Origin of the sequence: Pseudoalteromonas sp. SWYJ118 (assembly GCF_015864505.1) — a bacterium.
GTDB lineage: Bacteria > Pseudomonadota > Gammaproteobacteria > Enterobacterales > Alteromonadaceae > Pseudoalteromonas > Pseudoalteromonas arctica.
The window spans coordinates 188,454-211,385 of record NZ_JADYXC010000003.1 but is presented as its reverse complement, the minus strand read 5'-3'; the positions used below and the strand labels follow the sequence as shown (position 1 = coordinate 211,385).

The window sequence follows — 22,932 nt, the reverse complement described above, 5'->3', positions numbered from 1 at the left end:
TATAAGAGTACTTAAATAGTTTTATCTAAATAACTATTTAGTAAATTATTTATAAAATACAAAAAGGCGCAACGATTAACTTCATCAGTGATGAAAATAACCGTTACGCCTTTTTTAATACGTATTCTTAATTTATCTAGTTTAAATAATTATTTTTTAACAAAACTATCGGTAATAGGTCTAGTGCTAATACCATGTATAAATACACTAAACAAAATAGTCGTCATTGCTATTGTCGCTATTTGATATTTGTTTTCTATTTGCGTATCTATCACCATCAATGTAAAAACAATTGATGCTAACCCTCTTGGTCCAAACCACGCAAATGTAAAACGCTCTTTGATACTCAGTGCCGTAAACTGCAGAGACAGCATAACTGGAATTATTCTAATCAATGTTGTACTTAACAAAGCGTAAATTATAATTTCAGTATTTAATTTAGGAATAACTAAGTAAGCACAAACAAACCCGAACAAGCACCAAATCATTAACGATGTGAAATCTGCTATGTGCTCTGAGTCTTCAATTAATTCTGTTCTAACTTCTTCGGTCGAAAATTTATCAAATAATAAGCCTGCAATAAACACCGCAATAAATCCACTGCCATGAAAATACTGAGTGACAGAAAACACAGCCATAGCAAAACCGAGTAATAAAAACGGACTGGTATTTTGTGCAAAGTAATGACGTTTCATTGCAAAGTTTAAACTCGGTATAAAAACAGCAATACTTGTAATAGCTATTAATAAAGCCAAGCCAAGCTCTCGTCCAAACACACTTAATGTTTGTGTTGCGGTAATAGCTGAATCAGGATTTTTAGCGAGTAATATAAATATTAAAAATATGGGTACGCATAATCCATCGTTCAAACCACTTTCAGTATTTATTCCTTCGCGTATTTTTTCAGGCACTTGTGTACTTGCTAGTAACCCTTTACTTAATGCCGCATCGGTAGGTGTTAAAATAATAGCGAGCAACGCTGCTTGAATAAGTGAAAGCTCAGCAAAGAAAAATAAAGCAACAGCAATACCAAGTAACAAAGTTAAGGGTAGGGCAACAAACAACAGTAAACTAGGATACTGAAAACTATGCCTTAATACACTCAACTTTGATTTAGCTGCATCAGAAAATAAAAAAATACTTAGCGTAAGCTCTATAAATGGTAATAAAAGATCAACGCCTTCTTTTATTTTATGCCCTTCGTTGGGTAGCACTAAAGCTAAACATATTCCGCCAACAACAAAAAACATTGGGCCTGTTACTTCTGTTTTTTCTAACTGGCGAAGTGTTAAAGAATAAATTAAAAATAATCCGCCTATAAATGCTATTACTAAATACTCCATTAAATTTTCCTTTTAAGTCCTGACTTTGCTCGCTCTTTAATATTTGTTTGAATATAAATTTGATCGGTAGTCGCAATTTTAGAATGACCTAAATCTTCTGATAAATGTTTAAGCGGTCTGGTTTGCGCATCATGTGTGGCACCAGTATGACGAAGCCAATGTGCAGTTGCAGCGCCAAGTTGTTCAGCATCATCTTTAAAACCATCATCAAGTAATGATTGCTGTGCATAATCAAAACTTTGTTGAACTAAACGCCTAATTTGCCTTACGGTCATACCACCTTGCCCGCGAATTTTATGAACCAAGGGATCTGATTCATCAACACGGGGAAGGGCAGGTAAACCTCTGTATAGTCTATAACGTTTTAAATATTCAACAAAATCATCGCTTAAGGTTACATCTCGTAATTTATTACCTTTGCCCATAATACGTAAAAACCAAAAACCATCATTATCTTGCCAAAAATGGGACATCACCGGCGACCATTGTGGGCGCTCAGATAATTCTGAGATTCGTAGATAAAGACCTTTTAAGCAGGCAAGCGTAAATAAGTTTCGCTCTAAATCAGGGTTATGTTCGCATAAATCACGCGTTACACCAAAAACGTATTCCCATTGAATATCGCTTAATGTGTCTGGAATTTGAATTTGTGATTGAACAACTAAGTACGGACTATTTTTTTTAACAACAGGGACAAAGTTAGCAAATGTTTTTTCTTCTAGTAAGGCAAACTTATAAAACACATTTAATGCTGTAAACATAGACGATAAAGTTTGCTGACTAGCAATGGATTCTTTAAGCATAAAAGGGCGCCAGTTTTGGTTTAATCGACGAATTCCTTGTTCATCTTTATAACGCCATTGCACTGAAGTTGCAGCCCATGCTTTATCGGGTTCGACCATAAAATCAACGTAAGCTTCAATATCTTCACGTTTTAAATCGAATACTGATTTTTCTGCTATTAACCATGACCATAAATAAAAGCGTTCAAGCTCATTTCGAAAACGACTATAAGTCGCTTCTGACTTTCGGCCATAAACATATAAAAACTGATACAAGAATGTCAGATCGGCTTTTGATTCAGTTACAGTCAAGCCAATTTCCTGTATAAAGGATGCAAGTTCTGGGTATTCTGAATTGAGAGTACCGTCATCTAGATGGGCAATTTGATATCTTAATTGTTTTAACGTATCAACCAAAGCAACAAGCATAATGTATAAATATTCAATTAAATAATAGACTTACAGAATAACGTCAAAGTCCGATACTGTCTAGTATTGGACATAGTAAAGTTCTAATTATTTTAATACCATGATTATTCTATGGTTGTTGGTTGCTATATCTTATTAAGGAAAACATTATGAAAAAACTAATTATACTAAGTGTACTTGCTTTAACTGTTGCGTTAACTGGGTGTGCTACTACAGGTAGTGCATCGCCAAGCGAAAAACGTTCACTTGTACAAAGTATGAAAGCAAACACATTAGATAAATTATACGCTGAAAAACCTGATGTTAAAAAACAAATTGCTAACTCTGCTGGTTATGCTGTATTCGATAACGCAAATGTAAATGTAGTGCTTGCTAGCTTTGGCGGTGGTTACGGTGTTGTTAGAAATAATCTCACAGGTAAATCGACTTACATGAATATGGGCGAAGCCGGTTTAGGACTTGGTTTAGGCGTTAAAGATTTTAACGTTGTAATGGTTTTTCATAACCAAGCTGCACTAAATAGATTTATTGAACATGGTTGGGCATTTGGCGGAAACGCTGATGCAGCAGCAAAATATGAAGATAAAGGCGGTGCACTAGTTGCCGAAGCGATTGCAGATCAAGTTACTGTATATTCTGTAACCGAAAATGGCCTTGCACTACAAGCTGTATTAAAGGGAACTAAGTTTTGGGTTGATTCAGAGCTTAATTAACCACCAAATTACTCTCCTAAAAGCGAGCTGGTTTGTATAATCACGCTCGCTTTATTAAAACTCAACCAATTTAACATAACGTAATTTATGGGTAGTCATAGTGTGAGAGGGTTCTATGATTATGTATTCACGTTATATAAGCCCCTACTAATCTTTATCTACTAAATTAACAAAGTGATTAGTAACTTTATTAATTCAACTATTATTTATTTTTAACGTTATCTAATCAATCATAATTTGTCCTATAATTACAATGTTTGAATCGGAACTTCACAAACAGTTACTTTCACTATTTGGTTATTACTATGCTAAAGATCAAGGTTTAAGCGAGCGAAAAATATGTAATAGCGGGTAAAGCGAGCCCTCCCGTTGAAAATTAGTAGCTATAATTTACCGTGGTTATTTACTTGAAAAAGGCGCTTGGTCAAACTGTAAAATCTCGATAAAAGATCATACAATGTGCACACCTTGGGGGAAAGTTAAACCCTCTGATGTTCAGCTAGTTCAGCGCTATAAATTGTCAGCTAGGAAATCTGAGTCGATGTATAAAATACTTAAAGAAAACCATAAAACTCAGGATTTGTGCTTGATTGCCCTACAAGAATAACTATTAAATATCATTGGTGAAATATCGATGCGAACAAGTAGTTAAAAGTGTAGGTTATGTAGATAAAAATTATTATTAAGGATAACTAAAAGTAATGGAGTTTCAAAAGAATATTAAGAAAGAAATCTATAGTTGTAGTGTTGATTTTACAGATATTATAGAGCTTATAAAATTTATAATAAATGAAAACCCTAATGAACATGAAAAATTATCACTAAACTTAAATTTAGATGATGGTTCGACTATAAATTTAAGTAGATTAAAAGATACTGAGGAGCTGGAAAGTATTCAAAATAAAAAAATAACTTACCTTAGACTTAATTATGATAATGTTTTCAATTTAACACTTTCGAAAAACTCTTTTCTATCCTACGATTCAAAGTCACAATTTGGTCACTTTATATACAGCTATACAATAAAACAACTTAACCTTAACGTCAATTCGATAATTATCAGAACTTTTAGTTATTCCTTTATTTTTATATTCTCAATAGCCATGATGTCATTATTATATAATGCATTTATCTTTAATAACATTTTCTTATTAATAATCAATTCAACTCTAGTTCTATCTGTGTTCATTATTTTTTTGTTTTATACGAATCGAGTAGAAATAATAATGGGCAGTAACAAAGATTTTTTTACTACGAGAAATAAGGACAATATTATTATTTCTCTTTCATCTTTAGTTATAGGTTTTATATTAGGTAAATATTTTTAATTATTTGGAATACTAATCCCCCTAAGCTAATCTGTCATAATGGAAAGTTACGGTATACCACTGATAAATAATGTTTTTTACTTTATCTTATTTACAACATTAGACTAAAACCTACTAAATGATTAAAACATTTATCTTGGATTTAATTTTTTATCAAACGCCTCCGCCAATTTTTCAGTTTCACTAAAAACGGTATTCCAATATTTAATACGTGTATCTGCATCAAGATTGGTAAAGTCGTTTCTGTCTGGAATTTTTCCGTATGGCAAACTTGCTATAAATTCTTTTGATGGGGTGATCATCACGACATTATCGTAATTGAGAGGTGATACTTTACGTTTTAAATTTTTATCGAACCACCCTGCTTTTGGCTCTGAATAAAAATGTGGATATAAAATAAGTCCTGGGTTATTAATTTTTAAATCAAAGTGGTAGTCAATAATTCCGCCATCGCGGTATATACCAGGTGGTGAACCTGCAATATTTTTTATGCCTTGCATAACAAGCGGTATAGAGCCCGATGCAAGTAATGCATCTTTTAAATTATTTTGAGTAAGCGCTATGTTTTGTGTTTTAAAATTGTAGCTGTCGGTAATTGATAAATCACTTGTTGCTGGACCAAATATAAAGCGCTCATACTGTGAGCCTAATAATTTTCGGTTAACGCGGTTGAGCATATAACTTTTTGATAAACCCAGTAGCTGTATTAATTTATTTTCGCTGGCAATAAATCCATTCGATTTTGCCACAATAAAGTGCGCTTTAAATACGGGGTTGTTTATAATTTCGGTTACGCCGTTATCGCCAAAAACATCTTCAAGCAAAGCGCGCGCTTTTATTGTAATTTCATTTGGTGTTGGTTTGTTGCTTGAGTATCGGGTTTGCGAATACGATTTTGCTAAGCGCTCAATGGCTGCAACAGGATCGTTTTGTGCAAAACATGCAGAGCGAAAAGCGCCGGCAGATGAGCCAATTAAATTAAGTGGTTGAGTTCGGTTTTTAAAAAATTCACCAAAAATATATTTATCTAAGCCAAATAATGTAAACCATTTTGGGCCACCACTTGCGCCTAAAAATGAGGTGAAAAGCTCTGGTTTAAAACCCTGTTCGTTAATAATTTTGGCTGCTGTTTTCCCTGCGTGAATCTCGATCATCTAAAAAATTGTGCCTTTAGTATTGGTTATTTTAGGTATTTACCTAAAACTAAAAGTGAATAATTATGCAAAACAAAAAGCGATTTCATGTTGCCATAAAACCGCTTTTTATAGTTAAAGGTGCTTAAAGTACGTTAATTAGTCCCAAATGCCGTCTTCGCATTTACCCTGTACTTTTACATCTTTTACTTTAAATTCGGGCTCTAACCCTTTGTCTCTTTGTGCGTGGTAATCGCTGGTAACAGACAAAATAGTCGGCGTTAACAGTATAATAGCGATAACGTTAACCACTGTCATTAACCCTAAGGCAATGTCGGCTAAGTCCCAGACTTCTTTTAACGTGGCTGATGCGCCCCACAACATCATTGATAAATAAAGCAAAGTGTAAATGCCGCGCCCTACTTTGTTGTCAAGCTTAAATAAATGCAAGTTACTCTCTGCATAGGCGTAGTTTGCCACCACCGATGTAAAAGCAAATAAGGTAATAGCGGCTGCTACAAAATAAACACCACCTTGTGCTAAATGAGCGGTCATCGCGCTTTGTGTTAAACGAATGCCTTCCATTTCACCGCTTATGTCTATATCGGCTAATAAAATGATCACAGCGGTACAGCTACACAGTACTATTGTATCGAAAAATACGCCTAGCATTTGTATGTAACCTTGCGTTACTGGGTGATTAGGAATTGGGCTGGCACTTGCTGAAGCATGCGGAACACTACCTGCACCGGCTTCATTAGAATATAAACCACGTTGAATACCGTTTTTAATTGCTGCGCCCATTGCACCCGCTCCGGCTTCTTGTAAACCAAATGCTGATAAAAATATATCTTTAAGCATGGCAGGTACTTGCGTGAAATTTATAATAGTAATAATTACGGCAGCAAGTACAAACACAATGCCCATTATTGGCACAACACGCTCTGCAAACCGGGCAATTGCTTTAAAGCCACCGAGTATAATTGAGCCTGCGAGTACGGTAATAACCAGACCTGAATAAAATGTAGGAACTTCAAACGCGTAATTAAGCGCGTCGGTAATTGTGTTAGTTTGCATTGCGCTAAACGTAAAGCCGTAACCTAAAAACAAACACGCGGCAAACACAATGGCAAACGCCCGGCTACCCAAACCTTGTTGAATATAATACGCAGGGCCGCCTCTAAACTCGCCGCCACTATCGCGCACTTTATATACTTGCCCAAGTACGCTTTCGGCAAAGCCTGTAGCCATGCCCAATATGGCGATTACCCACATCCAAAATATAGCGCCGCTGCCGCCAAGTGAAATTGCCACTGCCACACCGGCTAAATTACCGGTACCTACTCGTGCGCAAAGCCCTGTACACAACGCTTGGAATGATGAAATGTCGTCTTTTTTACATTTACTGCTGCCTTTTAAAAGGCTAAACATATGTTTAAATTTAAGTATTTGAATTGCTTTTAGTCGTACCGAAAACCATATACCTGTAAACAAAAGTATATAAATAAGTACCTGACCCTCTCCCCACAAAAGGTTGTTTACACTTTTGACGACGGTATCGAACATTACTAATCCTTTTTTATTTTATACTTTTACTTTATGTTAGCACCGACTTTAAACTCTGCATGTAGCGCTACTTAACTTAAAAAATCCGGCAGCTCATTATGCATTAAATATAATAATGTTTAATGTTGGCTTTACCCCAAAGTGAAGTGTGTATTGATGTTTAATAATCTGTAAGCAAGCACATTTAGCATTGAATTTTATTTCTATAAATGTGAATAATAAATCACACCTACACTTTATATTGATTAGTTAAAAAATCAATAATATCTTTTTAAGATTCAGTATTTTATTTTGCGCATAGGTGCGGGATGCAATATTTTTTATTTTGATGCAGTTAGGTTTAGCCGTAATGAGGATTAAGAATGGCAAAAAAATAGCGCATAAAGTTATGCGCTTTTTTGTAATTATATTTAATTAGTTATAGCTGTATTGTGTAGGTGCACTGTAATGGTTGTTGCTGTTAATCTGTAAATTTTGCATTGCTAAGTATGAGCGACCGGCATCTAAGCCTAATTTATGATCAAAACGTAAATCGTTATTTGAACTACCTAATAATTTGCTATGCAGTTTTTCGTCTGCAAAAATTTGTATTATTTCTACATCACTTGGTGGGTTTGCAATAAACTCAAGCTCATCTAAATACGCTTTCTCATGCTGTATTAAGTAGTCCAATGTTTTTGGACAATAACCTGATGCTATAGCAAATGCTCTTAGCTTTTGTACCCATGCAGATTGCGCTTGAAAATTAGCGTCAACCGTTCTTATTACCACAATTTTACGAGCGCCTCGGTTGTAAGCTTCACGCACTGGTAATGGAGCGGCTAAACCGCCGTCTAGATAAAAATCGCTCTGTACTTGCTCTTCAGCAAGGTGTATTTCGTTAGCTGCTTTTGCGTTTAACCAAGGTGTTAACTTTACACCTTGTTTGTATAAAAACGGGAGTGCGCTGGAAGCCTTTAACAAATCACGCCATTGTCCACTCTCACCTGTTGGCGATAAGTAATATGCTTTTCTGTCTCGTGCATTAGTGGCTGTTATAAGTAGCTCACGCGCGCCTAAACTCGTTTTAGCTGTTTTAAAATCTATGGCTCTTTTTACCTCGGTGGTTTTGTCAAAGTACCAATCTAAATCAACTATGTGTTTACCCACTAATCCGCGACCAAGCTGAAAAAAACGTTTGTTACGCGAAAGCCCTCTTATCAGGCGTTTGGCATAGCCTTTTTGACGCGCTAAGTAACTAGTTAAGTTTTGCGAACCTGCAGAGGTGCCAATGAATAAATCGAATGGGTCATATTCTTGCTCTAACCACGCATCAAGTACGCCAGCTGTAAAGATCCCTCGCTGCCCGCCACCTTCAGCAATCAGTGCAACTTTTGGTTGCGCTGTTTTGTTAACTGAATTAGCTGTTGCGCTATTTAGAGACTTCACGGTGAACCTACCTTTATTTAATGATGTTTGGTTTAATACGTACATTATAAAAAATAAAAGTGATATCTTAAAATTGATTGTTTAAATCAGTTCGATTGAAAAAACAGAACGGTATATAAAGCAAAATATATACTAAAAATAGCAATCAAATTTACTTTGAATATTTAAATAACAAATACAGACATCACTTAAAGTTAATAAAATGAGTTAAAAAAGTTTAACTTTTGATGATGTCTATATGTTAACAAGCCCAGAGTGTACGCTTGCTTAACTAACTATATTTTAGTGTTTTATTTCCATTAAAATTTCGAGTGCACGGTGGCGTTTTTCACTATCGAATACATCATTGGTAAATATAAACTCATCTACTTCTAGTTGTTTCGCTATCATCTCTAACTTGTGTTTAATACTTACATGTCCGCCTACTACGCTTAGACTTAAAAAGTTCTCTACATGAGCGCGTTCTTGTTCGCTCCATAACCCGTCCATGCTTTCAACAGGTGGTTTTAGCCACAGCTCGTTACCGCGTATCAGTTCGAGCACACGTTGCTTAGAAGTAGTCGACAAGTATTGCGCTTCATCGTCGGTGTCTGCTGCCACTAAAGGCAGTGCAAGCATGACGTATGGCTTATCAAGGTCGCTTGATGCTTTAAATTCGCGCTTATACAACGCTATTGCGTCGTGCACGAAGCGCGGTGCAAAATGTCCTGCAAATACATACGGTAACCCTTTTTGCGCCGCTAACTGCGCGCTAAATAAACTCGAGCCTAATAACCAAATAGGAACGTTTGTGTTTTCACCCGGTATAGCACGTATAGGATGCGTACCATTGTAAGGACCTAACAATGTTTGCAGCTCAGTTACTTCACCTGGGAAGTTTTCTGCGCGGCTCATATCGTTATTTAGTGCACGACTCGTTACTTGGTCACTGCCGGGGGCACGCCCTAGTCCTAAATCTATTCGCCCTGGATATAAGCTCTCTAACGTACCAAATTGTTCAGCAACAACTAATGGGGAGTGGTTTGGCAGCATAATACCCCCCGATCCAACGCGTATCTTTTTGGTATTACCTGCAATGTGTCCAACCAAAATAGAAGTGGCAGCACAAATTATTCCTGGCATATTATGATGCTCAGCAAGCCAAAAACGGTTAAAGCCAAGTTCATCTGCACGTTGGGCGTATTTAGTACTTTTATGAAGAGTGTTAGTAACACTGTCCCCTTTGATCATGGGGGCAAGTTCTAATAACGAAAAAGGAATGGAATTTAACAAAATAGCAGCTCCTAAAAATGCATGCTAATAATGGATTACATCATTAGCATAAAACACTTAAATGGGTCTGCTATTAGGTCAATTCAAGTTACGCAGAGGTATTAAAGCAAAATAGGTATATGTTATTTTTCTCTAAGGTATTCAGGCAAGCTGTGCATCACGTTGGCGCTGCTTTTTATAGCCTTCTGAGTCTACGCCTTTTTTCCAATAACCTGAGGAAACAATATTACTGCGCGGTATATTAAATTGCTCTGTTAGCAGTGTTTTTGCCCTACGTACAAGCCCAGCTTCCAATGCCATAAATACAATGGGAGGCTCTGCTGTAATGTGAAAATTTTGAAGCGCGCTAAGTAGCACTTCGTCAGCGTTGTCGGTAACAAGCCAATTAATATCGCGGCTTGTTTCTAAATCAATAATGTCTTGCTCAGTGGGTACATGTACAAAAGCATCAATTTTTGAAGTTAAAGGTAATTGCTGCGCATACCCTTTTATTCCATTTACCGATGTTAAATCGCCTAGTAATACATAATGCGAATGCTCATAATTATCTAGCTTTTTAGGGCCTGGTCCTGCAATACCTAGCTCGTCGCCTACTTTTGCAATTTTAGCCCAGTCAGTTGCAGGGCCTTGGTGCATATTTATAACAAAATCAAGCGTTAGCGCGCCTGTTTGTGCATCTACATGCCTTATTGTATATGACCGTATACAGGCTGTTTTTAAGTTAAAATCTACTTCACCATTTTTTGGAAATAGTACTTTTACATAGTTACCAATGTACTGTGAGGTTAAGTCTTTAAAATCATCAGAGCCTACAATAATACGCTGTAGGTGGGGTGTGATTTGCTGTGTACTTAATACGTTGGCTTTGCGAACTTGTTTACTCATGTATTACCTCGTTTTACAAAACTTAGACTTTAATACCAACCTGCATAAATCTTTGATCAATTTAACGAATTAAATTGCATTATAACGTTGTTAAAAAATTTTTATTTAGAACAACTAGATACAAAAATTTTGCCTAGTTCTAGCGTAATTTTCTTAACGTTAAATAGACCCCATATATAAGCAGATTGGTATAATAATTGGCTGCTATAAAAAGCAGGTATTGCACAACGCCCCATTGGTTGATAAAATCAACTATAGCAAATTAATTGACTTTGTCAACTATATTGAGAATTCTATGAATACACCTTTATCAAATACGCTGTTTGAACTAATGCAAAATTACCGTGTCACAATTCGTGAAGCAATTAACGCAGGCGAACTTGGTATTAATGCTATGCACGTACGCTGCATACATATTATTGCGAACGTAAATAACTGTACGGCTAACGATATTGTTACTAAAACGCAGCGCGACAAAGCGCAAATAGCACGTTTAATTAAAGATCTTATTGGCTTAAATTTAATTAATAAACAGGCAAGTGAGCACGATAAGCGCTGCTTTATTTTGTCGCTCACAGAGCAAGGTAAAGTTCTTTTTGATAAGTTATTAGCCTCAGAGCAGAAAATAAATAATCAAATGTGTAAAAACTTAAACCCTCAACAAATCAAAGACTTTTTAGATACCGCACAACAAATGATCAAAAACATGGATTGATCGGTTATACATTTCTTGGCATAACTTACACAAAACGCATATACTGTACACTTATACAGTATATGCATTTTAGGTTGTGTTATGTTTGTCATTCCCATTTATATAGAAGCAGGCGTGTGTGGTTTTGAATCCCCCGCAGCGCAGTACACCGAGCTAGGTGTAACCCTTGATGAGCTTTTAATAAAGCATCCAGATGCTACGTTTATTGGTATTGCATCGGGTAACTCTATGCAAGAAGTCGGAATTTTTGAAGGGGACTTATTAGTAATCGACCGTGCAGAGCCTGCAGAAAATGGTGACGTTATTGTTGCTAACTTAAATGGTCTTTTTGTATGCAAACTACTTGATAAAACCAATGCACGGCTGCTTTCTGCTTCTTCTTTACATAAACCTGTACAACTAACCTCTGCAGACGAGTTTCAGCTAGAAGGCGTAGTAACGCTATCAATAAGAATGCACAGGCAAAGCCCAGAGTTACTAAAATGTATGCCTTAGTTGATGCTGTGTCGTTTTATGCCAGTGCCGAAAAAGTATTCGACCCTGCTATTCGATCCAAACCCGTGGTTGTACTTACCAATAACGATGGCTGTGTATGCGCTATTTGCCCTATTGCTCGGCGCTTAAATATTCCTAAATTTGGCCCGTACTTTAAAGTTAAGCATTTACTTGAGCAAAACAACGTTGTTATTCGCTCTAGTAATTACGAGCTTTATGCTGATTTAAGCGACAAAATGATGAATATTATTGGCCGCTTTTGCGATACACAGCACATATACAGTATTGATGAATCGTTTTTGCACTTTAATGGCTACACATCATTAATTAAAGACTGGCATGAATACGGCCATACAATAAGGCGCACAGTATGGCGCGAAACAAAGCTTCCTGTAGGTGTTGGTTTTGGCCCGACCCCTACTTTAGCAAAAGCCGCTAACCATGCCGCTAAAAAGCTCAGTGGCTTTAATGGTGTTGCAGTAATAAATAGCGAGCAAACTCGCCAAGCTATTTTACAAAGAATGAGCTGCGAAGATGTGTGGGGAATAGGCCGGCGACTAGCTAAAAAGCTTAAAATAATGAATATACACACCGCTTGGGACCTTGCTCAGCAAAACCCTAAAGCAATGCGCCGTGCATTTAGTGTGGTTGTTGAACGTACAGTAAGCGAACTTAACGGGATAACATGTTTAAACTGGGATGATGTACGACAAGACAAGCGAGAGATTTATTCGACCCGTAGTTTTGGAGAGCGCATATGCGAGCCAACAGCCCTTAAAACGGCGCTAATTAACCATGTAACCACAGTGGCTAATAAACTAAGAGCGCAACGTTCGCTCACCTACCAGCTTTATATTTTTGCAGCCAGTGGCGCGCACGAAAACAGATATTATAAAAAGTCGTTTGTATATAAGTTCCCCTCACCCACTAACGACACCTGCGTGATGGCTAATGCTGTATCTGAGGTATTTAATAATATTTACCAACCGGGAGTTCGGTTTTATAAGTGTGGTGTGGGCGCGGTAGAGCTAATATCAGAACAGTTTCAGCAAAATGACTTATTTAATAAGAGCCCTGATAATCCAAAGCTTATGCAATGCCTAGACACAATTAACAATCGATACGGAAAAGGGATGCTCAGCCTTGCAAGCAGTAAATTAAATGACCGATGGCACATGAACCGTGATTTTTTATCGCCGCAGTACACTACGCGTTGGCGCGATATCCCTAAAATATACTGCGAATGATTTACTACTTACTAGATGCTTTATTTGCTCTCGTCTGCTTTTTTAAATGTGCACTCTACACTAGGTTCGCTTAATGTGTATTTTAGTGTGTTATCAGCTAAGAATTTGATACTTTGACTGATTGTTTTTTCGTTTGCAGGGTTTTCACAACGGCTCATTCTTAAACCGTTTTCAAGGCCATCACTTTTATATTTAAGCGTACTGGTTATAAAACAAAAGTTTGGTTTTTTAATAGTGCGAGTACCATTGTGGAGCGATCCAAATACAATTTGTTCTCCAAGTTTAAAACCTGCACTTAAATCACTTTCGTCTGTCAAACTCAAATCGCTATTAACGCATAACCCTGAATTGGTCGACACAACTTCGTATGCCCCCAGTTTTGACTTTAAAAACGGTATAAATCGTGTTTTATTACTCGGCTCAGAAAAAGCATTTGCACTTGTAAAAGCGACAGTTAATAAAGCGAGTGTTAAATATTTCATTTCGTGGGTGTATCCTCGTGAGTCAGCGTGTTAAATAATAGCAAAATGCCTAATCACTTAGCTTTTATAACTTTTAACAACTATAACAGAGATTTACTATAAAAGGAGAGAAGTCGTATTACAGGAGCGAGCGCGTGAGTAGGACGCGGAAGCTTTGCTCGGTTTTTACTTATTCTTACTAGAATAACCCAGGAGCAGTTGTCGAGCCCACTAGTTTACAAATTTCGCGCCGCGATTAAATCCTTCTTGGATTGAACAAATTCAACCACCAAAGGTAAACATGCCCTAGATACTCATTACAAACCATTTTGTTGTTAAGCACTTTATTTAATACGTACTTAAACAACAAAACGATTTATACCAATGCGCTTAATTGTAAGGGTCAATTGAACTCATTAGATTGTTTAACTAGTTATACGAATTGGTATTTATTTTATTGCCAGTACTTTGCAAATAATAAAGGGTAGCTTTGCTTTAAAAACTTAGGTTTGTCTTTAAAACGTTTACCTTTGGGTTCATCACTGCCAGATGGGATAAACGGCAATTCGTCTTCACTGCGTTCTTCAAATAATAAACCGGCTATTAAGTCATACTCATCAATGTACGGATAAGGCTGCTCGTTTAAGTAATAAACGGGTGTACACTGCGCTATCGAATCAGCATTTTCTAAGGCGTTTTCGAATACTGTTTTACCGCGCGAAATTAACCAACATCTAAATTCGCTAAAGCCGTAATCGTCGTTACATCCAGCCATCACAAAAGCGGCACCAAATAAATCCCAGGTAAAACACTTGCGCATATGTATGCCAAAATGCTTATCAAAATCAATAAGGTGTTGATCGCTTAAATCATTAAGTTTAGTTTTTAGGTTATCGCTCACACTTTGCGGATCGAGCCCTAAATCAGGCGTTGTTACTAATTCCCAAAAAGCCTGTTCTGTTAACGCTGCCATTATAAAATCTCTTTTACTCGGCCAACTTGACCATCTTCTAAACGTACTTTAATGCCGTGTGGGTGATTAGGTGATTTTGTTAAAAGACGCTCAACAACACCTTCGGTTAATGTGCCGCTGCGTTGATCTTCTTTTAATACAATATTTACTGTGGTACCTGGTGAAATTTGCGAACGCGTAGGAACAGCCATAATTTAAACCCTAAAAATAATTTATCTAATTATAACGTCCATGTGCTATCAAACCAACAAAAGCTCTGTTAATTGGCGGAAAATGAAATATGTGCTGGTTTTGCGTTCAACTTAATACTCGTAAGCTCTTTGAGTATTATATTTGTTAATTCGTTAAGTTGCGGTTTTGCACTTTCAAGGGCTATATCATCGTTAAAATAGCACTGTACTTTTAACGTATTGGCCTCGTTATTTAAATCGATGGTATGCGTTAGATAATCAAAACCAATTACGCTTTCTTTTATTGCCTCGCATGCATTAGTAAGTGCTAGTCGAATGTGCTTATCGCGCTGCTTTTGAGTTTTAGTCATAAATATAAAGGTTACTTACTTAGTTTGGGCTTGTTGCTGTTTTTTAAACTCTTCGTAGTTAGAGTCTTGTTTATCTAGGCATTCGTAATATTCTTTGTCGGCTTTATAGTTACATTCATCAAGGCGCGCCGATTGAACTTCATGAAAACGCGCGTCAGAGCTGCAACCAGCTAAAACACATAATCCAACAATAAGTAATGCGCTACTTTTTAGTTTATTGACAAACATTAAATTTCCTTACACTTTCTATATCGAAAAAGCGTTAAATTATTACAATATTATTGTATATTAGCGCCATAAAACCTTAATCTCCAAAGGATCTATTTCTATGATGTCGCAGTTACAAAAGTTGTTTCAGCGTATAGACAAAAGCAAGATATTTCAATCATTTGTTATAGCTGTAATTATTGTTTCTGCCCTGACAGTAGGTGCACACACTTACTCACTACATCCTACCGTAGAGCTTGCTCTAAATTGGATGGATGTTGGCATTACCGCATTCTTTTTAATTGAACTAGTAATCCGCTTTATTGCAAGTAAAGGCATAAAACACTTTTTTTCTAAAGGATGGAACATATTCGACACCATCATAGTTTTGGGCAGTTTATATCCTGCTGCCGGCTCTACTATGTTAATTGCTCGTTTACTGCGCATATTTAGAGTGCTGCGATTGGTATCGATGATCCCAGAGCTGCGCTTATTAGTTAACTCATTGCTTAAAGCCATCCCACAAATGGGTTATATAGCCCTATTAATGTTTGTTATCTTTTATATATACGCTGCAATGGGCAGCATGATGTTTGCCGAAATAAACCCCGTACTTTGGCAAGACGTTTCAATCTCTATGCTAACCCTATTTAGGGTGGCAACGTTTGAAGATTGGACCGACATAATGTACGAAACAATGGCAGTGTACGAACTAAGCTGGATTTATTACCTTACGTTTATATTTCTAACCGCATTTGTCTTTTTGAATATGATGGTAGGTGCCATTTTAGAAGTTATGAGTGAGGAGCACCGCAAAGCGCGAGAAGAGCTCGCAGATGATAGCTCATTACCTGCAACGCAAGGGCAAGTAAACGAACTACAATCCCAAATTGCTGAGCTTAAAGAGCTATTGAGTAACCGCAAAAACTAATCTGATAAGAGTACTAAAGCACCCACTTAAAGTTTAAAAAGTGGGTGCAACTTAGGCATTTAACTCAAACATGCATTCCCAAAGTGCTTTAATTCCCCTCGTTATCAGGTTTGTTATCCGTATCTTCAAAAGAAATAACGTTATCTACCTTCATTTTAAACGCATCAAAAAAAGCATTTTTTAAAACCGAAGTAACTGCTTGGAAAGTCGAAACATCCGCATTGTCTAATTGCCCTTCTATAGGAATGCGTGCAGCAACAAGTTTAGACTCATCGTTTTCGAGGATAGAGCCTAGTAAATCAACACTTCCTTCAAATATGGCTGTAAATATGCCGTCGTCATCTTTTTCAATATCTTCGCGCCACGAAAAAACACGCAAGTTTTGAACGCCCGCTTTAACATAACCATTTAAGTTATTATCTTTAGCCACAAGTTCCATAGCGCCATCAATGCCTCCCGCTTCAATATCAAATGGTGTATACACTTTAAATACAGTGTCTAAATTTTTAACTGAAAAACGTTGTACCTCTGCGTTAAAGTCAAAATTAGCTTGCTTGCTAAAAGGGTCTAATTTGCCATTAAGCTTTAATGCTGCCTCCCCCATTAATGCTCCCTCTACGTTTAGAGTAGTCACAAGTGTTTTTGATAGGTTTTGCGCATTCGTTATATTTTCAATTTTGGCGTTAATACTTGATATAAAAGTAGGATTTTCACCGCTGTTAGTTGAATTAACTAAGGTTAACTTTCCTTGCTCAATTGTTAAGGTATCAATAGAAAACAGTACTAAGTTATTGGCGAGCCCTACCCAGGTAGTTTCGTCTTTTACTTGTTTATTTTGCTCAGAAGCATTGGGGTCTTTATCGTAAATAACTATTTCAGGACGGGTAAAGGCAATGTTTGTTACTAAATTCCCCTTTAAAAGGGCTGACCACGCAAGTGAAAAATCAAGAGTTTGAATACTCAGTAAAGGCTTAGGAGCTGAAGTTGCATCAACAGCGTAAATTTCAACATCGTCAATCGCGTAAGCACCGCGATATAAAAATAAATCTACATCGCCCACATGCCCGGTAACACCTTGTGTATGTTTTAGCTGATAATTTACATAGTATTGAACTACATAAGGCGCGGCTATTCGCATTAGTATAAGCAATACAATCAGCGCTATTACACCTTTAAAATATTTGGCGTGAAATGTTGTAGATGAAAAATGCATTCTAATTTCCTTTACTAAAAACGAGGGCCTATTGACCTTTAAGGATTAAAATTTGTTCTATTTAGGGGCTGCGTATATTTGGCATTAATGCTGCGTTATCGCCTATTTATGAAGAACAACCACACAACATAAACTCAACCATACCTAAAAACCAAACGTACGGCTGCACATTTAACCTCGAAAGATAAACAGGCTCTAATTAGTTAAACTTTTTAATTAAGTACATAAATAAAAGTGTAAAAATTACTAATATTTGTAACTTAAGTACCTGTTAGGTATAAAATTACAAATAGAGCAAAGCCATATAAGCTTAAACTCTAAACTACAGTCACTACAGCAAGGGATATACCACTATTCAAATACACCGCTTAATGAAATGATTCCCATCCTTATCTATCTATACTTTTGCCAACTAATAACCTGCATTGATTCGAATAAACTGCTTTCATCTACTAAAGTAAAATTAAAGCAAACAAGAATAAAAATACATGAACCCTGTTTTTTATATATTAGTTACCCTATTTTTAACCAGTGTTATTTGGTCTGTCATATTTTTAATGTCGTGGTTTACGTTAGGTAAAAAGCAATATGCCATGCTTTGGACAATCGCATTCGCACTCTCTGCATGCCAATGGGCAACAATATTAGCAGAACCATTATTTGACTCTCACACACTATATTGGATGTTAGGAAGCAGCTTCTCAGTAGGCTCTGTGCTACTTGGTACATGGGGGCATTGCATTAGGGTAAATTCGAGTATAAAAATTCGCTATTTAATCATCTCGGCAATAGTAACTCTTGCTGCTGTTTATTATTTTACAGCCATAAATGTGCATGTTGGCTTATTTATGTCGTTGTATGTGTATTACGATGTGATCTTACTGATACTAAGTGCGGTTATTATTTTCAGGCATAAGCAAAAATCACTCCCTGCTGAAATAGGCGCTAGTATTACTTATACGCTATGTGGATTACTTTTATTTGTTGCAGCAAGCATAGCGTTACTACAAGGTAGCCAAGTAAATGAAGAATATATAGCGCTGTATACGTTAATTAATTTTATGACAGTCCCTGCTGCTCATGTAGGCATGGCCGTATTTATAATATTCATAATGGCGTCTGATTTAGCCGAAAAAATGAACCATCTTGCAATGACTGATGTACTTACGGGCTGCTTAAATAGGCGTGGGTTTTATAATAAAAGCCAAGAGCAACTAAAAGATAAGCTTAATTTATTGGGATATAGATAAATTTAAAAAAATAAACGATGAGTTTGGACATGCAGGAGGTGATGTGGTGTTAGTAGAAGCGGCGAAAATAATGCAAGACTGCATAAATCCAGATGATTTGTTTGGCCGAATTGGTGGCGAAGAATTTACCTTATTAATAGCACGTAACGACGAGCCTACAGCTAAAGCATTCCCCGAAAAACTAAGAAACGCACTCGCCAGTAATCCGATTCATTTTAATGATAAAGTAATTAATGTTACGGCAAGTTTTGGCGTAATAAATATTAAATGTAATAAAACCGCAATTGAAAGCGCAATAAATGAGGCAGATAAAGCACTCTATCATGCTAAAAATAGAGGGCGTAATCAGGTAGTTCATATAAGCGAATTAAGTCAATAAAAGTTCATTATTACTAAGGCCTACCTATCTTTTTAGGTTGAATTTTCGGCAGCATCTTTAGGCAAATAGCATTAAAAAAACGAGGCGTATTGCTCCGTTTTAAGTTATTTTCATATGAATGTAAGCTAATAGAATAACACAAAAGAAGTTACCGCTCGCAGCGAGCAAGAAACACACGGCACGCTTAAATCGAACCTAGATAAAACAAACTTTGAGTCTAAAAAGTCAGCGCTCTAACTAATAAGTTTAAGCGCATCGGCAAATCTAACTGGTTTACTGAATATAAAGCCTTGGTATTTATCAATTTGTAAACTTTGTAATAACGTTAACTGAGCTGTGTTTTCTACGCCCTCCGCTATTACTTGGCAACCAATCATGTGCGACATGTTAGTTACCGCAGATACAATACTTTTATCTTTTGAGCATTCACAAATATTATCAATGTAAGATTTATCTATTTTAATATAATCAACTGATAGCTCTTTTAAAACTGATATAGAAGAAAAACCAGTACCAAAATCATCAATAGAGATACGTACACCGGTATTTTTTATGGCCGTAATCACTTTTGACAAATACGGTAAATTTTTAATCATCACTGTTTCTGTTATTTCTAAATGGACATTGTATGGTTTAACTGCGTATCTATTTAAAAGCCCAACCAAAAATTCTAAAAAGTTATGGTTTTCTAGTTGCAACACCGACACATTAATAGACAGTCCAATATTACTATTTACCGCATTTAACTTACTTAGGCTCGCAATAGCTTGCTCAAGTACAAACTCACCTAATATATTAATTTTTCCATATCGCTCAGCAATATCTATAAATTCTGAAGGCGGAATAAATTCATCATTAAATTGCCAACGAAGTAGTACTTCAAACGTTGTTATTTCATTTGTAGTTATATCAACAATAGGTTGATAACACAGATGAAAGTCACCTTTATCTACGCATTCTTTAATAGAGCTACGAAGTACTTCTTCTCTTTTAAGCGATTCGTGCATCCGCTCGTCAAATACCGATATTTCGTTACGGCTTTTCTTACCTTCATACATAGCCACATCAGCATATTTAATCGCGTCTTCAAGAACAAAATTTTCGCGCGTAAAATACAGCCCAACCTTAAAAGAGGGATTTACTTGATAGCTATCCATACTCACTGTTTTCGTTAAAGTTTTAACTAATCTAAAAACACAGTCAAAAAGCTCGTCTTCGGTGTTACTACGAGAATAAAAAATAAACTCATCCCCTCCCCACCTACACGCAATAAAGTCGCCTTGGGTTTGTGTTTCAACTAATCGTTTACCTGTTTGGGCTAATACAAAGTCACCAAAATCATGACCATATTTATCGTTGATGATTTTAAAATCATCCATATCTAAAAATAAAACAGCTTTAATATCATCACTTTGATTGGCTAAATCAAGTTCAACATTAGAAACAAAACTTCCCCTGTTAAACAATTTAGTTAGATTGTCTTTTTGCTCTAAAAGGATTATTTGTTCAGTACGAACTTGCACTTCATTTTCTAAGTTTTCAATGAATTGATCTAACTTAAGTTCATTATTAATAGATGACTTTACATCTTTTGCACTGCGTATAGCCGTTACAAAACATAATATAAACCATAAAACGAGTCCTAAAACACCCAATACATTTTCATCTTCTATTGGCTGCAAAAGTAATAAAATACTAAATGGAACCAACAAGCAGGTTATGTACGACAGTGATGAGCGAATATCAGAGGCTAAAACATTAACACCGCCACCAGCTAGGGAGCTAAAAACAACCAGAGAGACAAATTTCTCTTGTATTCCCATGTTTTCATAAAACAAAATAGGAAAAGCAGCCCACGTTAAAGCTGTTAATAATAAACCTATAAAATACAGATGATATTTAAAAGGGTGAGCTTTGTTAACAAATACATGACTAACTATTCGAAGTAACGAAATAAGCGTTAGCGTAAAAAACCAGTAAAGTTTTTCTTGAGAGGCACTGTGATTAATACTGCTAAAAATAAGAAAACAAGAAACAACCGTATTTATAGCGATTGCAGAGATAAAATAAGAGCTAACAAATGCTAACCGCTTATTGGCAAAATTATTTATGTGAGAAGTCATTAATGTTACTTGAACAGGCTGTTGCACAGTGTAAACAGTTTACTTAAGTTCAATAATAAACAACAGTGAACATTCATAAAAAAGTATTATTTAAGCCTCTTAAGCGGTTTTATAAGCCATTAAACTAAAAAGGGCTAGCAAATTGCCAACCCTTTTTGTTAATACTGATTATATATTATACCAACTCACTTAATTAAGTGATCTATTTTGAGGGAAGAAAATCGTGTCGATAACAAAGCAAAAATTTCGTTATTTAGTTGTTCAAAATCAGAAATTTTTAACGTAGTTAGTGTCAGATTTAACCCCTCAAATTGATCAAGTATTATTGCGAATTGGTATTACTCACCATCAACAATTATGCGTAACATACGACGAAGTGGCTCTGCCGCTCCCCATAAAAGCTGATCGCCTACTGTAAATGCACTAATGTACTTTGGCCCCATCGCTAATTTACGAATACGGCCAACAGGAATGCTTAAAGTGCCTGTTACTTTAACGGGTGTTAAATCTGTAGAACTAATTTCGCGCTCGTTCGGAATTACTTTAACCCACTCGTTATGAGACGCTAAAATTTCTTCAATTTTTTCTACGCTTATATCTTCACGTAATTTAATGGTCATCGCTTGTGAATGGCAACGCATAGCGCCAATACGCACACATAAACCGTCAATAGGTACTGGTTGCTTTGAAGAACCTAAAATTTTATTGGCTTCTACTTGCGCTTTCCATTCTTCTTTAGACTGACCGCTTGGCATAGGCACGTCAATCCATGGGATCAAGCTACCGGCAAGTGGCACACCAAATTGGTCTTGTGGTAAATCACTCGACGCCATCGTTTCGCTTACTATTTTATCAATTTCTAAAATAGCAGAGCTTGGGTTATCTAGTTTATCTGCAACACTTGCATGAATAGCACCCATTTGTGCAATAAGCTCTTTCATATTTCGTGCACCAGCGCCCGACGCCGCTTGGTAAGTCATTGGGCTTACCCATTCAATTAGGTCTTGCTCAAATAAACCACCTAATGCAAGTAACATCAGCGATACAGTACAGTTACCGCCCACAAAGGTTTTAACGCCTTGCTCTAAGCCTTGTTCAATAACATCTTTGTTTACGGGATCAAGCACTATAATGCTGTCCTCACTCATACGCAGTGCTGAAGCTGCATCAATCCAGTAACCATCCCAACCCGACTCTCGAAGTTTTGGATATACCGCATTGGTGTAGTCACCGCCTTGGCAAGTAACAATAATATCCATTTTAGCAAGTTCGCTAATGTCACTTGCATCTAGTAATGGTTTTGCGTCGCCTGCTATATCTGGGCCTAGTTGACCCGCTTGTGAGGTGGTGAAAAAGGTGGTGTCGATATGGGCAAAATCACTTTGCTGCTGCATACGTTCTAATAACACTGAGCCAACCATGCCTCGCCAACCGACTAATCCTACTTTTTTCATTGTTTGTTCCACTGTTTGATTCATAAAAGATGCCTTAATACATTAAAAATTAAAATTCATTGCG

General features: G+C 36.5%; 22 protein-coding genes. 7 read left to right on the top strand and 15 right to left on the bottom strand.

The features are described 5' to 3' along the window. Positions 1-149: 149 nt before the first annotated feature. Both I6F48_RS05400 and I6F48_RS05395 read right to left on the bottom strand, forming a co-directional pair. Positions 150-1,343 (bottom strand): cation:proton antiporter, encoded by a 1,194-nt coding sequence (locus I6F48_RS05400; RefSeq protein ID WP_197118994.1) that lies wholly within the window; start codon positions 1,341-1,343, stop codon positions 150-152. Then, entirely contained in the window at positions 1,343-2,554 is a 1,212-nt protein-coding gene (locus I6F48_RS05395; RefSeq protein ID WP_007583195.1) for a tyrosine-type recombinase/integrase, read from the bottom strand. The genes I6F48_RS05400 and I6F48_RS05395 overlap by 1 nt, the downstream gene beginning before the upstream one ends. 149 nt (positions 2,555-2,703) lie before the next feature. Between I6F48_RS05395 and I6F48_RS05390 the strand changes: the two genes are divergently transcribed. Further along, the gene (locus tag I6F48_RS05390; protein WP_007583197.1) at positions 2,704-3,267 is read left to right on the top strand and encodes a YSC84-related protein; all 564 of its coding nucleotides are present in this window, start codon (positions 2,704-2,706) and stop codon (positions 3,265-3,267) included. A 1,459-nt stretch (positions 3,268-4,726) separates the two neighbouring features. Here I6F48_RS05390 and I6F48_RS05385 read toward each other — a convergent pair. The 5 genes from I6F48_RS05385 to I6F48_RS05365 all read right to left on the bottom strand — a co-directional run bounded on the left by I6F48_RS05385 (position 4,727) and on the right by I6F48_RS05365 (position 10,879). Continuing rightward, the gene (locus I6F48_RS05385) at positions 4,727-5,749 is read right to left on the bottom strand and encodes a patatin-like phospholipase family protein (protein ID WP_197118993.1); all 1,023 of its coding nucleotides are present in this window, start codon (positions 5,747-5,749) and stop codon (positions 4,727-4,729) included. A 138-nt stretch (positions 5,750-5,887) separates the two neighbouring features. Beyond that, the gene (locus I6F48_RS05380) at positions 5,888-7,294 is read right to left on the bottom strand and encodes an alanine/glycine:cation symporter family protein (RefSeq protein ID WP_076924661.1); all 1,407 of its coding nucleotides are present in this window, start codon (positions 7,292-7,294) and stop codon (positions 5,888-5,890) included. A gap of 414 nt (positions 7,295-7,708) precedes the next feature. Beyond that, a complete protein-coding gene (locus tag I6F48_RS05375) occupies positions 7,709-8,722 on the bottom strand; it encodes a patatin-like phospholipase family protein (protein ID WP_024593992.1) in 1,014 nt (337 codons plus the stop codon). Positions 8,723-9,004: 282 nt separating this feature from the next. Beyond that, positions 9,005-9,994, bottom strand: a complete 990-nt coding sequence (locus tag I6F48_RS05370; protein ID WP_197118992.1) for an LLM class flavin-dependent oxidoreductase — start codon at positions 9,992-9,994, stop codon at positions 9,005-9,007. Between the two features lie 141 nt (positions 9,995-10,135). Next, on the bottom strand, positions 10,136-10,879 hold the full coding sequence (locus tag I6F48_RS05365; RefSeq protein WP_197118991.1) for a siderophore-interacting protein: 744 nt from the start codon (positions 10,877-10,879) through the stop codon (positions 10,136-10,138). Between the two features lie 295 nt (positions 10,880-11,174). On the opposite strand from I6F48_RS05365, the gene I6F48_RS05360 reads away from it, so the two are divergent. The 3 genes from I6F48_RS05360 to I6F48_RS05350 all read left to right on the top strand — a co-directional run bounded on the left by I6F48_RS05360 (position 11,175) and on the right by I6F48_RS05350 (position 13,336). Continuing rightward, positions 11,175-11,594, top strand: coding sequence for a MarR family winged helix-turn-helix transcriptional regulator (locus tag I6F48_RS05360; protein ID WP_007583213.1), 420 nt, complete (start codon positions 11,175-11,177; stop codon positions 11,592-11,594). A gap of 81 nt (positions 11,595-11,675) precedes the next feature. Further along, complete coding sequence (locus I6F48_RS05355; RefSeq protein WP_010552918.1) at positions 11,676-12,089, top strand: S24 family peptidase; 414 nt, start codon at positions 11,676-11,678, stop codon at positions 12,087-12,089. Beyond that, the gene (locus I6F48_RS05350; protein WP_165727958.1) at positions 12,077-13,336 is read left to right on the top strand and encodes a Y-family DNA polymerase; all 1,260 of its coding nucleotides are present in this window, start codon (positions 12,077-12,079) and stop codon (positions 13,334-13,336) included. Before I6F48_RS05355 ends, I6F48_RS05350 begins: the two co-directional genes overlap by 13 nt. Positions 13,337-13,356: 20 nt before the next feature. Here I6F48_RS05350 and I6F48_RS05345 read toward each other — a convergent pair whose 3' ends face one another. The 5 genes from I6F48_RS05345 to I6F48_RS05325 form a co-directional block, all read right to left on the bottom strand. After that, positions 13,357-13,818: a hypothetical protein gene (locus I6F48_RS05345; RefSeq protein ID WP_010552920.1), complete on the bottom strand. Its 462-nt coding sequence runs from the start codon at positions 13,816-13,818 to the stop codon at positions 13,357-13,359. Between the two features lie 433 nt (positions 13,819-14,251). After that, entirely contained in the window at positions 14,252-14,770 is a 519-nt protein-coding gene (locus tag I6F48_RS05340) for a DUF4240 domain-containing protein (protein ID WP_007377587.1), read from the bottom strand. Continuing rightward, a complete protein-coding gene (locus tag I6F48_RS05335; protein ID WP_007583223.1) occupies positions 14,770-14,961 on the bottom strand; it encodes a YwbE family protein in 192 nt (63 codons plus the stop codon). The genes I6F48_RS05340 and I6F48_RS05335 overlap by 1 nt, the downstream gene beginning before the upstream one ends. 68 nt (positions 14,962-15,029) lie before the next feature. Then, positions 15,030-15,311, bottom strand: a complete 282-nt coding sequence (locus tag I6F48_RS05330; RefSeq protein WP_007583225.1) for a hypothetical protein — start codon at positions 15,309-15,311, stop codon at positions 15,030-15,032. 15 nt (positions 15,312-15,326) lie between these two features. Further along, positions 15,327-15,539, bottom strand: coding sequence for a hypothetical protein (locus I6F48_RS05325; protein ID WP_197118990.1), 213 nt, complete (start codon positions 15,537-15,539; stop codon positions 15,327-15,329). Positions 15,540-15,639: 100 nt separating this feature from the next. Here I6F48_RS05325 and I6F48_RS05320 point away from each other — a divergent pair, with 100 nt between their 5' ends. Further along, complete coding sequence (locus I6F48_RS05320; protein WP_007583228.1) at positions 15,640-16,449, top strand: ion transporter; 810 nt, start codon at positions 15,640-15,642, stop codon at positions 16,447-16,449. An 88-nt stretch (positions 16,450-16,537) separates the two neighbouring features. On the opposite strand, the gene I6F48_RS05315 is transcribed toward I6F48_RS05320, so the two are convergent. Further along, entirely contained in the window at positions 16,538-17,662 is a 1,125-nt protein-coding gene (locus I6F48_RS05315; protein ID WP_197118989.1) for a DUF748 domain-containing protein, read from the bottom strand. 488 nt (positions 17,663-18,150) lie between these two features. On the opposite strand from I6F48_RS05315, the gene I6F48_RS05310 reads away from it, so the two are divergent. Together I6F48_RS05310 and I6F48_RS21290 are read left to right on the top strand one after the other, a co-directional pair. Then, positions 18,151-18,912: a hypothetical protein gene (locus tag I6F48_RS05310; protein WP_231615181.1), complete on the top strand. Its 762-nt coding sequence runs from the start codon at positions 18,151-18,153 to the stop codon at positions 18,910-18,912. Beyond that, complete coding sequence (locus I6F48_RS21290; protein WP_331460691.1) at positions 18,884-19,291, top strand: GGDEF domain-containing protein; 408 nt, start codon at positions 18,884-18,886, stop codon at positions 19,289-19,291. Before I6F48_RS05310 ends, I6F48_RS21290 begins: the two co-directional genes overlap by 29 nt. Positions 19,292-19,524: 233 nt before the next feature. On the opposite strand, the gene I6F48_RS05305 is transcribed toward I6F48_RS21290, so the two are convergent. Both I6F48_RS05305 and asd read right to left on the bottom strand, forming a co-directional pair. After that, positions 19,525-21,414, bottom strand: coding sequence for a putative bifunctional diguanylate cyclase/phosphodiesterase (locus tag I6F48_RS05305; RefSeq protein WP_206009631.1), 1,890 nt, complete (start codon positions 21,412-21,414; stop codon positions 19,525-19,527). A gap of 338 nt (positions 21,415-21,752) precedes the next feature. Next, positions 21,753-22,892 (bottom strand): aspartate-semialdehyde dehydrogenase, encoded by a 1,140-nt coding sequence (asd, locus tag I6F48_RS05300; protein WP_197118988.1) that lies wholly within the window; start codon positions 22,890-22,892, stop codon positions 21,753-21,755. Positions 22,893-22,932 lie beyond the last annotated feature (40 nt).

What these genes read in the sequence shown, in the direction of transcription:
- I6F48_RS05400 (WP_197118994.1), bottom strand. Translation starts at nt 1,343, where the DNA reads ATGGAGTATTTAGTAATAGCATTTATAGGCGGATTATTTTTAATTTAT.
- I6F48_RS05395 (WP_007583195.1), bottom strand. Translation starts at nt 2,554, where the DNA reads ATGCTTGTTGCTTTGGTTGATACGTTAAAACAATTAAGATATCAAATT.
- I6F48_RS05390 (WP_007583197.1), top strand. Translation starts at nt 2,704, where the DNA reads ATGAAAAAACTAATTATACTAAGTGTACTTGCTTTAACTGTTGCGTTA.
- I6F48_RS05385 (WP_197118993.1), bottom strand. Translation starts at nt 5,749, where the DNA reads ATGATCGAGATTCACGCAGGGAAAACAGCAGCCAAAATTATTAACGAA.
- I6F48_RS05380 (WP_076924661.1), bottom strand. Translation starts at nt 7,294, where the DNA reads ATGTTCGATACCGTCGTCAAAAGTGTAAACAACCTTTTGTGGGGAGAG.
- I6F48_RS05365 (WP_197118991.1), bottom strand. Translation starts at nt 10,879, where the DNA reads ATGAGTAAACAAGTTCGCAAAGCCAACGTATTAAGTACACAGCAAATC.
- I6F48_RS05360 (WP_007583213.1), top strand. Translation starts at nt 11,175, where the DNA reads ATGAATACACCTTTATCAAATACGCTGTTTGAACTAATGCAAAATTAC.
- I6F48_RS05355 (WP_010552918.1), top strand. Translation starts at nt 11,676, where the DNA reads ATGTTTGTCATTCCCATTTATATAGAAGCAGGCGTGTGTGGTTTTGAA.
- I6F48_RS05350 (WP_165727958.1), top strand. Translation starts at nt 12,077, where the DNA reads ATGTATGCCTTAGTTGATGCTGTGTCGTTTTATGCCAGTGCCGAAAAA.
- I6F48_RS05345 (WP_010552920.1), bottom strand. Translation starts at nt 13,818, where the DNA reads ATGAAATATTTAACACTCGCTTTATTAACTGTCGCTTTTACAAGTGCA.
- I6F48_RS05340 (WP_007377587.1), bottom strand. Translation starts at nt 14,770, where the DNA reads ATGGCAGCGTTAACAGAACAGGCTTTTTGGGAATTAGTAACAACGCCT.
- I6F48_RS05335 (WP_007583223.1), bottom strand. Translation starts at nt 14,961, where the DNA reads ATGGCTGTTCCTACGCGTTCGCAAATTTCACCAGGTACCACAGTAAAT.
- I6F48_RS05330 (WP_007583225.1), bottom strand. Translation starts at nt 15,311, where the DNA reads ATGACTAAAACTCAAAAGCAGCGCGATAAGCACATTCGACTAGCACTT.
- I6F48_RS05325 (WP_197118990.1), bottom strand. Translation starts at nt 15,539, where the DNA reads ATGTTTGTCAATAAACTAAAAAGTAGCGCATTACTTATTGTTGGATTA.
- I6F48_RS05320 (WP_007583228.1), top strand. Translation starts at nt 15,640, where the DNA reads ATGATGTCGCAGTTACAAAAGTTGTTTCAGCGTATAGACAAAAGCAAG.
- I6F48_RS05315 (WP_197118989.1), bottom strand. Translation starts at nt 17,662, where the DNA reads ATGCATTTTTCATCTACAACATTTCACGCCAAATATTTTAAAGGTGTA.
- I6F48_RS05310 (WP_231615181.1), top strand. Translation starts at nt 18,151, where the DNA reads ATGAACCCTGTTTTTTATATATTAGTTACCCTATTTTTAACCAGTGTT.
- I6F48_RS05305 (WP_206009631.1), bottom strand. Translation starts at nt 21,414, where the DNA reads ATGACTTCTCACATAAATAATTTTGCCAATAAGCGGTTAGCATTTGTT.
- asd (WP_197118988.1), bottom strand. Translation starts at nt 22,892, where the DNA reads ATGAATCAAACAGTGGAACAAACAATGAAAAAAGTAGGATTAGTCGGT.